Genomic DNA, 14,239 nt, shown 5'->3' with positions numbered 1-14,239 from the left:
GATGATGCAGGAATGGAAAGCCAGAGATAACAACAAAAAAGTTTTGAAAGCACAACCTCATAAGCCCGAGTTTTGCAGGATGCAGAACTCGGGTTTAACTTTATGGGCTGTCGTGTCCTGGTATTTTAATCAGTATATGGTATTTGGCTTGTAGAAAGATTGGCTTAATACAGCTGCTCATAGCCTTGTGGACGGGTCTTAAAACGGCGATGGAACCACATATATTGAGTCGGCGCGATGCGCAGCTGACGTTCAATAATCAAATTAACACGCGTCGCGTCATCGACTTCATCTTCACTTGGTAAACGCTCAACCGGTGGTTCAATCAAGACATGGTATTTCGGATTTTTAAGATCGCCATGGCGGTAGAAATACAGCGGAATTGCGGCGGCTTTGGTCATTTTCAGTAAACGACGATGCGCAGTCACGGTGGCTGCCGGCACGCCAAAGAATGGCGCCATTACACCTTGTTTCAGGCCAAAATCCTGATCCGGACTGTACCAGATGGCATGGCCATTTTTCAGGTTACGTACCAGACCACGCATATCATCATGGTCAATCTGATGGGCATAAATGGTGGCCCGGCAGCGGTAAATCAGCATATCTAACAGCGGATTGTTCTGCGGACGATAGACCACATCGGGTTCAAAATACTGGGCACATAAATAGCCACCGGCATCAAGCAGGGTCGAGTGGGTGCCCAGCAACAAGACGCCTTTGCCTTCCGCTTGCGCCTGCTGAATATATTCCAGACCTTCAATACTGACCCGGCCCTGGAACCATTTCGGGCTATACCAGGCATTTAGGGTTTCAAATACGCCAATCATCTGGTCAACAAAAACCTGGCGCGCGTTGTCCTGCACCTCTTGCGCAGACCATTCCGGAAAGCAAAGCTCCAGATTGCGGACAGTGGTTTTACGGCGTGAATGCAGATAGCGAAACGCCAGCTGGCCCAGCCACTGGCCTAAACGGTACTGAATGGCCCACGGCAAGATTGCCAAAATCATCAGGAAGATAATACCGATCCAGATGCTCCAGTATTTCGGTAGCAGAAAGGACCATTGAAATTCACCAGGTTGATAATCTTGCGGTTGCGGCATAGTGACGTTTTAAAATGAAGGTTAAATGCAGTGTAGCATGAACGATTTTGAAGATAAAAAGCATCTGCCGCTGTCCGGCAGATGCTGCGGAACGGTTGAATTAACCGCCTTTGCTCATATTTTCCAGCTCATCCCAGCGTTCCAGTTTTTCCAGCAGGATTTCTTCAATTTCTGCCAGACGCTGCGAAGCCTGGGTTGCAGCTTCGGCATCGGATACAAACCAGGAACCATCAGCCAGTTTTTCTGACAGTGCAGCCTGTTCTGTTTCCAGCGCTTCAATTTCAGCCGGCAGTTGGTCCAGTTCACGCTGATCTTTATAGCTGAGTTTCTTTTTCACAGGCGCCGGAGCAGCTTCTACTTTTGCTGCTTCTGCCTTGGCCTGGGCCTTTTTCACCGCCATTTTCTGGTCAACCACGGTTTGATCCGGACGCTGCTGTAAATAGTCCTGATAGCCGCCGACATATTCTTCAATATGGCCTTTGCCATCAAACACCCAGGTCGAGGTGACCACGTTGTCCATAAAGGCACGGTCATGCGAAATCAGCAGCAAGGTGCCTTTGTATTCAGCCAGCATTTCTTCCAGTAGTTCCAGCGTGACCATATCCAGATCGTTGGTCGGCTCATCCATCACAATTAAATTGGATGGTTTCAGCAAGAGTTTGGCCAGTAGCACGCGGTTACGTTCACCGCCGGACAAGGCTTTGACTGGGGTACGCGCACGTTCCGGGTTAAACAGGAAGTCTTGCAGATAGCTGTAGATATGACGGCGCTGTCCATTGACATCAACAAAGTCGGAACCTTCAGAAACGTTGTCCTTGACCGATTTTTCCAAATCGAGCTGGTTACGCAGCTGATCAAAATAGGCAATTTCCAGCTGGGTGCCGATTTTAACGGTACCGCTGTGTTCTACTTCATCCAAAATGGCTTTAATCAGGGTGGTTTTACCGACCCCGTTATCTCCGACCAGACCAATCCGGTCGCCACGCATGACAATGGCCGAGAAGTCTTTGATTAGCGGCTTGCCATCATAGCTGACGCCCAGATGCTCAATATCAAAGACCAGTTTGCCTGAACGCGCAGCTTCCTGTACGCCCATGTTGACTTTGCCTTGCTGGAAGCGACGCGCTTTGGATTCTTCGCGTAAGGCTTTCAGGGCACGAACACGACCTTCGTTGCGGGTACGACGCGCTTTAATACCCTGACGGATCCAGGCTTCTTCTTCGGCCAGTTTTTTCTCAAACAGGGCATTCTGTTTTTCTTCTGCTTCCAGCTGCTGGGCTTTGAGATCCAGATAGCGTGAATAGTTGCCTTCATAACTGCGCAGAATCCCGCGATCCAGTTCGACAATACGGGTTGCCAGACTGTCGACAAAGGTCCGGTCGTGCGAAATAAACAATAAGGTCAGGTTGTTCTGATCGAGCAGGAATTTTTCCAGCCATTCGATACTTTCAACATCTAAATGGTTAGTCGGCTCATCCAGTAACAGGATGTCCGGTTGGGTCAGCAGGGCACGGGCCAGCAGCACGCGGCGTTTACGGCCACCGGAAAGATCTGCCAGATCGGCATTCGGGTCCAGCCCCATTTTGCTTAAAATAGAGTTGACCTTGTTTTCCAGTGCCCAGCCATCAAGCTGATCCAGTTTGTGTTGCAGTTCACCCATGCGCTCGCAGGCGGCCATATCGCCCAGTACGCAGGCATCATTGGCGGCATGATAGGCACGCAGGACCTCTGCTGCTTCACCGGCACCATCGGCGACAATATCGGCAACCTTGCCCGAATCCATCGGGACATCCTGGGTGAGCATGGACACGGTTAAGCCATTTTGAATCGAGACTTCACCGGCATCGGGCAGTAAGCTTCCTTCAATCAGTTTAAGTAAGGTAGACTTACCTTCACCATTACGGCCGATCAAACACACTCGTTCGCCACGTTCAAGAGTAAAGTTCGCGCCGTCGAGCAGGGCGGGTCCACCAAACGCGAGTTGGACATCCCTTAGGGTAATATAGGCCATAGTGTTTCCTGAAAAATCTCAAATGAGGATTTAAAATGACTAAACAACAAAATCTAAATGATCAGGCGTCATTTTCCGCACCCATTGAAGATTTGCAAGTCCGAATTGCATTTTTAGATGATTTAGTTGAACAGCTGAATGAGCAGGTGACTAAACAGAATCTGGAAATTGCCGACCTCAAGAAACAAATGCAGCTGCTTTATCAACGGGTTGAGTCGGCTGACCTGTCAGAAGGCATTGCTCCCTTCGATCCGCTGACCAATATTCCGCCGCATTATTAATCTGTCAATTGCTAGAGCATCCCGCACAATCTATGAATACACCCGCAGCCTGAATGCGGGTTTTATGTTGAGGTATCTATATAAAGCGGGGGCTAGTGGGGCGGTTTAGCTCCAGTCGCTTTTGAGGCAGCGATCACAGCGCCGCAATAAAAAAATTTGACCTTTATCTCACTTCCGGCTCTAATGCCCACTTTCGGCTCTCAGATCCTTTATTTTTTGTCATGACCCAGAAAGTTGTACTTTTAGATCTTGAACAGAATATGCCTACGGCACAACTGCTGCGCGATATTCTGCAGCATTATTCGACACTCTACCTGTTTAACTGTGCCGGACGCTTTGAGTACGCGCTGGATGACCTGACTGAACTGGCCAGCTGGATGAACAGCGCTCAGGTGGTGGTACTGGACACCCCAGAAGCACCGCATAAAGAGTTTGAATATGCCGTGGTGGTCGGGCAGTTAATGGCATTACTTGAGCCAGATAGCCATGTCGAAATTATTTCGGCCCAGGACAGCAGCGATATTCTGGTGCAGATGCTACAGGCCTCGAATATCAGTGCCCATCTGATTTTGATTCAGCCAGAAGATGCGGCGCAGCCACTTCATACGCCAAAATACAGCTTGCCGAGTATTGCCACCATCCAGCAAAAACCGTATTTGCAACTGGTCAAAAAATACTGTGATGCTCTGGCAAAAATGAGCGGTAAACCGAATACGGTCGAGAAGCTGAAAAACTCCATCAGCAATATTTTGCAGGTGGTGCCGGAAAAAGCCCAGCGTCTGGTCGGTTTGTTAATTAATCTGAAAATTATCAAGCGTTATGATGAGCAAATTGCCTTTCGCAAGAAGGTGCTGAAACAGTGGATTCAGCTGGATTTAAATGCCTCTGCTGAAAAAACACCGGTGGCCAGCAGTCTGGATCAGGCCTTAAAACAGTTACAGTCGACAGAAAGCGGAGCTGCTCCTGTTATTGAACAGGACTCTGTCGCCGTGCCGATTCAAAGTGCGCAGCAGCCGCTGTTTAAAAACTTTGACCAGATTGATCCGGTACAGCTGGAAGTGGCGCGTAAACTGCGCGAACTGAAAGCCGATAAACCCAAAGATATTTATGCCTTGCGTGACCTGTTAGAACAGATGTTTCCCCAGTCCGACGTGCGGTTATTGCTCAAGGAACTGCTGGAAAAAGGCTATATCTACTGGAACGGGCATGAAGTGGTCTATAGCCACGAAATGTTCCTGAATTAATTTTATCGTGCAAACTTGCGTTTTATATGGCGCTTATGCAACTCTAATAAAAGAACATAAAGGTTGAGCTATGGAAAATACTGGAATTTGGGTGGCACTGGCCATCATCATTTTTGTGCTGGGCTCGATTTTTGGTTTGCGTGTCAGTCCAAGAGAAAAAGCCCTCGGCCTGATGCGTGAAAAAGCCCGCAAGATGGGCCTGCATCCGCGTCTGGTGGCTGCGCCGGACTGGACCAAAATTCCGATGGCCACAGAAAGCCGTGCCAGTATGGTGGCCTATTATAGCGTATTGATTCCAGAGGCTCGCCTGCCGTTAATGCGCGCCCGGGTGGTCGATCAGAAGCTTGAGCTGGTGCATGGTGAGGAAAAATTTAATCATACACCCGTTGCATTAAAGGGCATTTATGCTATTGATATGCAGGCAAACTGTGTAGGACTCTATTGGGATGAAGAAGCTGACCTGAAAGCCACCCAACTGGATGACATCAAGGCATATTTACATTCTTTGGCTGAACTTTAATTTAAAACATTTTCACAGGAACTACGGTTAACTATGGCGAACGCTCCTCGCTCCACATCGAAAAGCACTACAGCAAAATCTGCCGATGGCGCTAAACGTGCCTTGGTGATTGTGGAGTCGCCTGCAAAAGCGAAAACAATCAACAAATACCTCGGTTCGAATTACATTGTAAAGTCGTCGGTCGGTCACGTGCGTGATTTGCCTACAGGCGCCAGTAAAAGTACAGAAAAGAAAACCACCACACGTGCCAAACTGACCGAAGCACAAAAAGCAGAAAAAGCTCAGCAGGCCTTGGTCAACCGCATGGGGGTAGACCCGGAGCATGGCTGGAAAGCCCAGTATGAAGTGCTACCGGGCAAGGAAAATGTTGTTGCTGAATTGAAAAAACTGGCATCGCAGGTCGATGAAGTCTATCTGGCAACGGATTTGGACCGTGAAGGGGAAGCCATTGCCTGGCATTTAAAAGAAGTCATTGGCGGTGATGATGCGCGTTATCAGCGTGTGGTATTTAACGAAATTACCAAAAATGCCATTCAGGAAGCCTTTAAGCATCCGGCACGTCTAGACACCAATAAAGTCAATGCGCAGCAGGCGCGCCGTTTCCTGGACCGTGTGGTTGGCTTTATGATTTCGCCATTGCTGTGGGAAAAAATTGCCCGTGGTCTGTCAGCCGGTCGTGTCCAGTCAGTAGCCGTCAAACTGGTGGTAGAGCGTGAACGTGAAATTCGTGCCTTCATTCCGGAAGAATACTGGCAGGTATTTGCCGATACCAAATCTGCACAAGATGATATTCGTCTGGAAGCAGTCAAGCAAAATGGCAAGACCCTAAAGCTGCGTAACAAGGCTGAAACCGATGCCTTGCTGAACCTGATTAAAGATGCAGACTATACGGTGGCTGCACGTGAAGACAAGCCGACCAAGGTGAATCCGAGTGCGCCGTATATCACCTCAACGCTGCAACAGGCGGCCAGTACCCGCTTAGGTTTCTCGGTCAAGAAAACCATGATGCTGGCACAGCGTCTGTATGAAGCCGGTTTTATTACCTATATGCGTACCGACTCGACGTTCCTGAGTGATGACGCCGTGAATATGGTGCGTACGCATATTGAATCTGAGTACGGCCAGAAATATTTACCGGCCAAGCCAAACCGTTACGGCAACAAAGCCGGCGCGCAAGAGGCTCACGAAGCGATTCGTCCATCCAATGTTGGTCTGAAAGGCGACAGCCTGGCCGGTGTCGAGCGTGATGCCCAGCGTTTATACGATTTAATCTGGCGTCAGTTTGTGGCCTGTCAGATGACTCCGGCCGAGTATTTATCATCGACCATTCTGGTCAATGCTAACGGGGTAGAACTGAAAGCCAAAGGCCGTACCCTGGTCTTTGATGGTTTTACCAAAGTGCGTGGTCAGAACAAGTCTGATGATGATGTATTGCTGCCTGCAGTGAAAGTCGGCGAAGTGCTGAAACTGCAAAAGCTGGACCCATCACAACACTTTACCAAGCCGCCGGCACGTTTTACCGAAGCCTCGCTGGTGAAAGAACTGGAAAAACGTGGCATTGGCCGTCCATCGACCTATGCGGCGATTATTTCCACCATTCAGGACCGTGGTTATGTCAAGCTGGAAAACCGTCGTCTGTTTGCGGAAAAGATGGGTGAGATTGTCACCGACCGTTTGGATGAAAGCTTTAACAACCTGATGAACTACGACTTTACCGCGGACTTAGAAGGTCAGCTGGATAAAGTGGCCGATGGTGAACGCAACTGGAAAGATCTGCTCGACAGCTTCTATGGCGATTTTAAAACCCGTTTGACCAATGCACAGGGCGAACAGGGCATGCGCCGTAATCTGCCGGTGGAAGTGGATGCCGTGCATTGTCCGGAATGCGAACGTCCAATGCAGATTCGTACCGGTACCACCGGGGTATTCCTGGGCTGTTCCGGTTATAACCTGCCGCCAAAAGAACGCTGTAAAGGCACTTTGAATTTAACGCCAGTTGAATCTCTGGCGGCCCTGTCAGATGATGACAGTGCTGAAACCGCCGACCTGATGTCGAAAAAACGCTGCCCGATCTGTGAAACTGCCATGGATAGCTACGTGATTGATGGTGGCCGTAAATTGCATATTTGCGGTAATAACCCGGACTGTGCCGGTTTTGAGCTGGAAGAAGGCGAGTTCAAGATTAAAGGCTATGATGGCCCGACCATTCCATGCGATAAATGTGATGGCGAAATGCAGCTGAAAACTGGCCGTTTTGGTCCGTATTTTGCCTGCACCAGCTGTGACAATACCCGTAAAGTCTTGAAAAACGGTCAGCCTGCGCCGCCGCGTGTCGACCCCATCAAGATGGAACATTTACGCTCGACCAAGCACGATGACTTCTTTGTCCTGCGTGATGGCGCTGCCGGTCTATTCCTGGCGGCCAGCAAGTTCCCGAAAGTGCGTGAAACCCGTGCACCGAAGGTGGCGGAACTGCGTACGGTTGCTGACCAGCTTGATCCAAAATATCAATTCATTTTGCAAGCACCCGATGTAGACCCAGAAGGCAACCCGACTCTGGTGAAATTCAGCCGTAAAAATCAGGCGCAATATATTGGCTCTGAAACCCCTGAAGGCAAGCAGACCAAATGGAGTCTGGTATATCAGGATGGCAAATGGGTTGAAGCCTAAAAGCTAAAAATAAAAAATGCCGACATCAGTCGGCATTTTTTATGTCAAAATCAACTCCACAATAAATTTGAATAATAAGCGCTTGGGGAACCGGTGGATATCCAAACAAAAAAATTTGCGGTGTTAATTGATGCCGATAACTCTTCGATTCACGCTATTGCTTCGGTGCTTGAAGAAGTCGCCAAATATGGCATTGCCAGCGTGAAACGGGTCTATGGGGACTGGAGCAGTGAAACCCTGAAAAAGTGGCGTGATGTGCTGTTGCCGCATGCCATTACCCCGGTACAGCAGTTTGCCTATACCAAAGGCAAAGATGCCACCGACATGATCCTGATTATTGATGCCATGGATTTGCTCTATGCCGGAGCGCTGGATGGTTTCTGTATTGTGTCCAGTGACAGTGACTTTACTCCGCTGGCCTCGCGGATTCGTGAAAATGGCCTGAGTGTTTATGGTTTTGGCAAAAAATCGACCCCGGAAGCATTTAAAAAAGCCTGTGATAAATTTATTTATATTGAAAACCTGATCTCTGAAAATGAACTGAAAAATGCCGAAGAAGATGAAATCAGCCCGGTTCAGGACAAAAAGAACATAGAAAGTGCAAAAAATTCCGAGCTAAAATCCAGCACTGCGCCGAAAGAAAACCCGGCTGCGGAGATGATGGATCGCGCCACACTGAATCTGATTTATAAAGCAGTCAAAGACAATGCCGATGAAAATGGCTGGGCCAATCTGGGCATGGTCGGGCAATATATCAGCGCGGTAAAACCGGATTTTGATTCCAGAAACTATGGCCGGGCCAAGCTTTCCGGACTCATTAAAACTCTGAATCTGTTTGAAACCAAAATTGAAATGAGTCAGATGTATCTGAGAAAACTCAAAAAACAGAGCGCTTAAGCCGATGTGGAAAAAGATTCGTATCCTGATCCTGTTGCTGATTCTTTTCATTGTGGCGGTAAATGCCTATCGTGACCAGAATCAGGACTGGAATAAACCAGTGCGGGTGCTCTTGCATCCGGTGAATGCTGATGGACATGACAGCACGCAGCTTTATATCCAGCAGCTGTCTAACAGCAGTTTTCAAACGGTGCAGCAGTATTTGCAGCAGGCCGCAGCACAGTATCGCCAGCAACCGGTATATTTTTATCTGCAGCTTGGCCGGGAACTGAAACAGTTGCCGCCACAGGTACCGGAACAGGCTTCTTTACTCGATAGCATCATCTGGAGTCTCAAGTTCCGGTTTTATGCCTGGCGTCAGCATCAGTCAGTTGATGGCGCACCGCATGTGACCCTGTATTTAAACTATTATGATCCAGCTCATCAAAAAGCTTTAAAACATTCTACCGCGCTGGAAAAAGGCCGGATTGGTTCGGTTAACCTGTTTGCCGCCGAGCGTCAGAACCAGCAGAATCATGTGGTACTGGCACATGAATTACTGCATGCTTTTGGCGCCCGTGATAAATATGATCTGGCCACCGGACTGCCGATTTATCCGCTGGGTTATGCCAACCCGCAGCAACAGCCACGCTATCCACAGCAGAAAGCTGAGTTAATGGGCGGGCATATTCCGCTAAGTAGCAGCACCAGCAAAATGCCGGACAGCCTGCAATACACCGTCATTAATGACCTGACCGCTGCGGAAATTGGCTGGCTACGCTAATATGCGGATAAGTCAACACTTATCCACAATGGACACCCACGCTGGGGATAAACCACATGCCACTTCGTTTTGTGATTGCACCAGATTCCTTTAAAGAAAGCCTGAGCGCAGTACAGGCCGCCCAGGCCATGCAGCGCGGAATCTTGCGGCAGTTTCCGGATGCAATCTGTCGCTTAGTACCGCTGGCCGATGGCGGTGAAGGCACCGTCGATGCCCTGTTAAATGCATGTGCCGGGCAGAAAGTTTCGTGTCGGGTACGCGGCCCTTTGCCGCAGCAACAGGTTGAAAGCTACTTTGCCCTGATTGACGACGGCAAAACTGCAGTCATTGAAATGGCCAAGGCCAATGGTATTCATCTTATTCCGTTGGCGCAGCGCAATCCGGCGCTTACTTCTACTTATGGCACTGGCGAGATGATCCGCCAGGCGCTGGATCTGGGCGTGTCTAAAATCGTGATTGGACTGGGCGGCAGTGTCACCAATGATGCCGGCAGTGGAATGGCGCAAGCGTTGGGGGTGAAATTTTTAGATCAGGCTGGCCTGGAGGTGCAACCTTGTGGCGGCAATTTAAAGCAGATCTGCGAGATTGACCTTAGTGCTTTGGATGCCCGTTTGGCAACCACCGAGATGCTGATTGCCAGCGATGTCAATAATCCGCTCTGTGGGGAATATGGTGCCTCGGCCATTTTTGGACCGCAAAAAGGTGCCACACCGGAGCTGGTCAAAATTCTCGATCAGAACTTGGGTTATTTTGCCAATCTGGTTGAAACAACGCTCGGGGTTAATGTGCAACATCAGGCCGGGGCCGGTGCAGCGGGTGGACTGGGCTTTGGCTTGCTTGCTTTTGCACGCGCAAAAATTCAGTCAGGTGTTGAACTGCTGATTCAGCAAACCGGGTTGACTGAAAAAATTACACAGGCCGATGTGGTCCTGACCGGCGAAGGGAAAATTGATCGGCAGACCTTCATGGGCAAAACCCCATTTGGCGTGGCACAGGTTGCGAAAAGCTTGAATAAACCGGTCTATGCGTTTGCAGGAATGATTGGTGAAGATATTGAGCCACTGCTGGAGGCGGGATTTACACAGATTATTGGTATTAATCCACCTGATATTTCAGTGGAAGATGCGATTCGAAATGCAGAAAACAATTTAACCGACAGCGTCGAAAATGTCATGCAATCACTAAAGAAAGCGTGACAAACCCAGATGCCAATAGGGTTTAAAAATAAAATGCTAAATGGGGAAATGATGAAAAAGATCATCTTGGTTTTGATATTAAGCTGCATCACTGTACACAGTTTTGCAAAACCGGCCTACCGCGAAAATATGCAAAATTATCTCAAGAAAAACCCTGTGCAGCAGCACTCACAGCCGAGAGTGCTGTCTTTTCATTTTGATGAGGTGCATCTGAGTGTTTTAAAATCTGCTGGCAATTGAAAAGAAGGTCACGCTGATTGTGGATTCAGATGTCGACATGAATCATCAATTTCCCCTTCATTTACGCAATTCGAACTTTTTTGAATTTTTGGACGTAACGACCCGACAGCTGGGGCTGCAATACGAAGTACTCAATTCGAAAACGATCCGGGTTTACAAATAGGCTAGTTTTTATGTTGATGGGATGCTTATGATAAGATCTCGCTTTGAATTTTCGAGAAATGATTTGGTATGTCACTTGCACAGCTCATCGACGAGTTAAATCCCCAACAGAAAAATGCAGCCACCACTGAAGCAAAGCACAGTTTGGTCTTGGCTGGGGCAGGCTGTGGCAAAACCAAAACCATTGTGGCGCGTGCGGCGTATCTGATTGATCAGGGCGTTCCGGCCAACCAGATTCAGATTCTGACTTTTACCCGCCGTGCCGCTGCCGAAATTGTAGCGCGGGTCGAACTGGCGCTGGGCGAGCAGGCCAAGGGCTTGCGTGCTTCGACCTTCCATACCTTCTGTATGTATCTGCTGCGCCGGATTCCAAAAGCCTTTGGGCTGGAACAGTTCTCGATTATTGATCGTGATGACCAGATCATGATGTTTCGTTTACTGCGTGGTAAAGATGACAAGAAAAATCCAAATGCCTTGCCCAAGCCGCAGCAGCTATGTGACCTGTATTCATTTGCCCGCAATACCCGGCAAAAACTGAGTATTGCCCTGGAAAAGCAGCTGCCGGAATGTCTGGATTATAAAGATCAGATTGCCGAGATCATGAAAGAATATGAAGCGCGCAAGCAGGCGCGTCATTTTCTGGATTATGATGATATTCTGGCAATTGTCGCTTCGGCGCTGGCCCAATCAGAGGGGCTGGTCGATTATGTCGCGTCGTTGTGCCAGCACATGCTGGTCGATGAAATGCAGGACACCAATCCTTTGCAATGGGCCTTACTAGAGCCGTTAAAAGAGCGGGTGCAGCTGTTCTGTGTTGGTGATGATGCGCAGTCGATTTACGGTTTCCGTGGTGCAGACTTTGAAAACATTCATCACTTTAAAGAACGTGTTCCGGGTGCCCAGATTTATAAGCTGGAGCGTAATTATCGTTCAACCCAGGAAATTTTGGATCTGTCGAACTGGTTGCTGGAGCAAAGTCCGATCGGCTATGACAAACGGCTGGAGGCGTATCGTGGCAGTGGCTTAAAACCGCGCATGCATATTTTCCCGAATGAGTTTGATGAAGCCAAATGGATTGCGATTGATATCAAAGAGCGTCACTTTATCCAGGGGGCAGCATGGCAGGAGCATATGGTGCTGGTGCGTTCCAGCTTTGCCGCGCGGCATATTGAAGCGGCCTTTATTGCGGCCAATGTTCCGTATCGTTTTATTGGCGGCATGAAATTACTGGAATCGGCACACGTTAAGGATTTGCTCAGTCTGCTGCGGGTCATTGCCAATCCGGCCGATGATATTGCCTGGATGCGTTTTCTGACCCTGTGGAATGGCGTTGGAGATGTCGGTGCCAGTAAATTGGCACAGCAGTTATTGTTGAATCCGGAAATGGAGCAGATTGCGGAAAAGCTGGAGAAATTTGGCCGGATTCCGGATAAAACCATTTTGATTATGAAGCAAATGGCCGTACTGAAACAGGAAGTCGACGTCTGTGTCAGTCTGGCGATTGAGGCACTGGTGGAGCAGCTGGAACAGAATTACGCCAAAAAAGACTGGTCAAAACGGCTTAAAGATTTTGATCTGGTCAAGCAGCTGGCCAGCAAACACGGTCAGCTCAGCGAGTTTCTGGAAGAATATGTACTCGATCCGATTTCGATTAGTGAAATTGAGCGCCAGTCAGATGATGATGTGGTCACGCTCATTACCATCCACTCGGCCAAAGGCACCGAGCAGAAGGTCTGCTATGTGGCCAATGTCACTGCCGGGCAGTATCCACATGCACGGGCGCAAGGGAATTTTGACGAAGTTGAAGAAGAACGCCGGGTGCTGTATGTGGCTTTAACCCGGGCGCAAAACGAGCTGATTCTGACCAAGCAGAACATCAGCTGGTGGGCCAGAGATACGGTCGATGAACAGGGACGTACTGTAGAAAGCTATTTTCTGAACGATTTGACCCGTAACCTGTGTCAAAGTGAAACCCATTATAAAACCCGTGAACAAACTGTTAAAAGTGCACTGATCGAACGCCAGAAGATTCGTTTAGATTTTGGGATTGATCTCGATTAAACTAGAGCCATGTGTTGTGCAGCTTGATGCACAATCTCCAGAGTAGAGTAGGCGCATGCTTTTGGATGATTTGGCCTATTTGGAAAAAGTAAATGAAAATTCTTGTACGTAATTTAGAGCGTTCTATCACCGATGCTGAACTGCTGGCGCTGTTTCAGCCGTTTGGCACAGTCGAATCTGCGGTGATTGTTAAAGAGGCTGACAGTGGCAAGTCCAAAGGGTTTGGCTTTGTGGAAATGCCGCATGGTCGTGAAGCCGTCAAAGCGATTAAGGGCCTGAATACCCTGAAAGTCAAAGGTGCTGGCATTCGCGTTAAAGCTGCGGAAGACAAGCCGAAAGCTTGAACATCAACAGGAGTCCTTAGTGGCTCCTTTTTTAACGCTGCATTTTTCTCTATTTAAACTTATCGTAGAAAATATCGATGCTGATGATAGCGCTCATATGTATTTTTTGTTGGGCATTTGGACGCAGAGCGTTTAAGCTTAATGTTGAAATAAAAGCCAAAATTTAGGAACGCTATTCATGTCCCGTGTTGCTCGCTTTCATGCCGACCGTACCAATCAAAAACTGTATTTTGCCCGTCTTTCATGTCAGCAAGCCGAACAAACCGAACATATCCAGCAGGCGCAGGCACATCGCGAAGCAGCGGTGTTTCATCTGCATGGTGCAGTACTGGCCTTTTTGCAGGAACTGGTGCGTTACTACCGCCTGAATGAGCTGCAGCCGACCTTAAAATCAATTGAAGAAGCTATGGCGGCCAAAGGTCAGGTATCGCCTGAAGTGGTGATTTTGCAAAAACTGGCCAAAGAAGGCTTTATTGCCGAATTAAAACGCGCTTATCGTCTTTGCCAGTACACACCGGAGCCAAGCGCACCAGAGCCGGAAGATGAAACCTCATCGAACCTGATTATTAAAGTCACCCAAACCCCGCAAGCATGGCTGCCAGATACCAAAATTCTGCGTGAATGGCATCGTGAGCTGATGCAGTTAATTGATGGTTTCAGAAATGAGATGGTGGAATTCTAAACCCGACCTGTGCCCCTTGAATTCTGAAAACCTGACATCATATTAACTATCTAAGCGATGCAAAGAGT

General features: G+C 48.6%; 13 protein-coding genes. 11 read left to right on the top strand and 2 right to left on the bottom strand.

Annotated elements, in window-relative coordinates:
- Positions 1 to 164: 164 nt before the first annotated feature.
- Positions 165 to 1,100 (bottom strand): LpxL/LpxP family Kdo(2)-lipid IV(A) lauroyl/palmitoleoyl acyltransferase, encoded by a 936-nt coding sequence (gene lpxL, locus FTU55_RS04750; protein ID WP_016659582.1) that lies wholly within the window; start codon positions 1,098 to 1,100, stop codon positions 165 to 167.
- A gap of 100 nt (positions 1,101 to 1,200) precedes the next feature.
- Positions 1,201 to 3,111, bottom strand: coding sequence for an ATP-binding cassette domain-containing protein (locus tag FTU55_RS04745; protein ID WP_104487702.1), 1,911 nt, complete (start codon positions 3,109 to 3,111; stop codon positions 1,201 to 1,203).
- A 35-nt stretch (positions 3,112 to 3,146) separates the two neighbouring features.
- Here FTU55_RS04745 and FTU55_RS04740 point away from each other — a divergent pair, with 35 nt between their 5' ends.
- The 11 genes from FTU55_RS04740 to FTU55_RS04690 all read left to right on the top strand — a co-directional run bounded on the left by FTU55_RS04740 (position 3,147) and on the right by FTU55_RS04690 (position 14,171).
- On the top strand, positions 3,147 to 3,392 hold the full coding sequence (locus FTU55_RS04740) for a SlyX family protein (protein WP_005182087.1): 246 nt from the start codon (positions 3,147 to 3,149) through the stop codon (positions 3,390 to 3,392).
- A gap of 221 nt (positions 3,393 to 3,613) precedes the next feature.
- Positions 3,614 to 4,636, top strand: coding sequence for a hypothetical protein (locus tag FTU55_RS04735; RefSeq protein ID WP_180046318.1), 1,023 nt, complete (start codon positions 3,614 to 3,616; stop codon positions 4,634 to 4,636).
- Positions 4,637 to 4,706: 70 nt separating this feature from the next.
- The gene (locus FTU55_RS04730; RefSeq protein ID WP_180046316.1) at positions 4,707 to 5,156 is read left to right on the top strand and encodes an ammonium transporter; all 450 of its coding nucleotides are present in this window, start codon (positions 4,707 to 4,709) and stop codon (positions 5,154 to 5,156) included.
- 33 nt (positions 5,157 to 5,189) lie between these two features.
- Positions 5,190 to 7,826 (top strand): type I DNA topoisomerase, encoded by a 2,637-nt coding sequence (gene topA, locus FTU55_RS04725; protein WP_005182090.1) that lies wholly within the window; start codon positions 5,190 to 5,192, stop codon positions 7,824 to 7,826.
- Positions 7,827 to 7,919: 93 nt separating this feature from the next.
- A complete protein-coding gene (locus tag FTU55_RS04720) occupies positions 7,920 to 8,723 on the top strand; it encodes an NYN domain-containing protein (protein WP_163142891.1) in 804 nt (267 codons plus the stop codon).
- Between the two features lie 4 nt (positions 8,724 to 8,727).
- On the top strand, positions 8,728 to 9,486 hold the full coding sequence (locus tag FTU55_RS04715) for a hypothetical protein (protein WP_180046314.1): 759 nt from the start codon (positions 8,728 to 8,730) through the stop codon (positions 9,484 to 9,486).
- Positions 9,487 to 9,542: 56 nt separating this feature from the next.
- The gene (locus FTU55_RS04710; RefSeq protein WP_168396959.1) at positions 9,543 to 10,682 is read left to right on the top strand and encodes a glycerate kinase; all 1,140 of its coding nucleotides are present in this window, start codon (positions 9,543 to 9,545) and stop codon (positions 10,680 to 10,682) included.
- 51 nt (positions 10,683 to 10,733) lie between these two features.
- Positions 10,734 to 10,922, top strand: coding sequence for a hypothetical protein (locus FTU55_RS15095; RefSeq protein ID WP_228289027.1), 189 nt, complete (start codon positions 10,734 to 10,736; stop codon positions 10,920 to 10,922).
- Between the two features lie 231 nt (positions 10,923 to 11,153).
- The gene (locus FTU55_RS04700; RefSeq protein WP_163169941.1) at positions 11,154 to 13,145 is read left to right on the top strand and encodes an ATP-dependent helicase; all 1,992 of its coding nucleotides are present in this window, start codon (positions 11,154 to 11,156) and stop codon (positions 13,143 to 13,145) included.
- 92 nt (positions 13,146 to 13,237) lie between these two features.
- Positions 13,238 to 13,489: an RNA-binding protein gene (locus FTU55_RS04695; protein WP_005182105.1), complete on the top strand. Its 252-nt coding sequence runs from the start codon at positions 13,238 to 13,240 to the stop codon at positions 13,487 to 13,489.
- A gap of 178 nt (positions 13,490 to 13,667) precedes the next feature.
- The gene (locus FTU55_RS04690; protein ID WP_005182107.1) at positions 13,668 to 14,171 is read left to right on the top strand and encodes a DUF6586 family protein; all 504 of its coding nucleotides are present in this window, start codon (positions 13,668 to 13,670) and stop codon (positions 14,169 to 14,171) included.
- The last annotated feature ends 68 nt before the right edge of the window (positions 14,172 to 14,239 follow it).

The organism is Acinetobacter sp. YH12117 (assembly GCF_013418865.1).
Taxonomy (GTDB): domain Bacteria; phylum Pseudomonadota; class Gammaproteobacteria; order Pseudomonadales; family Moraxellaceae; genus Acinetobacter; species Acinetobacter indicus.
Note: the sequence above shows the minus strand (reverse complement) of the source record. Positions and strands in the feature narration are given on the sequence as shown.

Excerpts from the sequence above, each read along its gene's own strand:
- lpxL (WP_016659582.1), bottom strand. The coding sequence starts at position 1,100 with ATGCCGCAACCGCAAGATTATCAACCTGGTGAATTTCAATGGTCCTTT.
- FTU55_RS04745 (WP_104487702.1), bottom strand. The coding sequence starts at position 3,111 with ATGGCCTATATTACCCTAAGGGATGTCCAACTCGCGTTTGGTGGACCC.
- FTU55_RS04740 (WP_005182087.1), top strand. The coding sequence starts at position 3,147 with ATGACTAAACAACAAAATCTAAATGATCAGGCGTCATTTTCCGCACCC.
- FTU55_RS04735 (WP_180046318.1), top strand. The coding sequence starts at position 3,614 with ATGACCCAGAAAGTTGTACTTTTAGATCTTGAACAGAATATGCCTACG.
- FTU55_RS04730 (WP_180046316.1), top strand. The coding sequence starts at position 4,707 with ATGGAAAATACTGGAATTTGGGTGGCACTGGCCATCATCATTTTTGTG.
- topA (WP_005182090.1), top strand. The coding sequence starts at position 5,190 with ATGGCGAACGCTCCTCGCTCCACATCGAAAAGCACTACAGCAAAATCT.
- FTU55_RS04715 (WP_180046314.1), top strand. The coding sequence starts at position 8,728 with ATGTGGAAAAAGATTCGTATCCTGATCCTGTTGCTGATTCTTTTCATT.
- FTU55_RS04710 (WP_168396959.1), top strand. The coding sequence starts at position 9,543 with ATGCCACTTCGTTTTGTGATTGCACCAGATTCCTTTAAAGAAAGCCTG.
- FTU55_RS15095 (WP_228289027.1), top strand. The coding sequence starts at position 10,734 with ATGAAAAAGATCATCTTGGTTTTGATATTAAGCTGCATCACTGTACAC.
- FTU55_RS04700 (WP_163169941.1), top strand. The coding sequence starts at position 11,154 with ATGTCACTTGCACAGCTCATCGACGAGTTAAATCCCCAACAGAAAAAT.
- FTU55_RS04695 (WP_005182105.1), top strand. The coding sequence starts at position 13,238 with ATGAAAATTCTTGTACGTAATTTAGAGCGTTCTATCACCGATGCTGAA.
- FTU55_RS04690 (WP_005182107.1), top strand. The coding sequence starts at position 13,668 with ATGTCCCGTGTTGCTCGCTTTCATGCCGACCGTACCAATCAAAAACTG.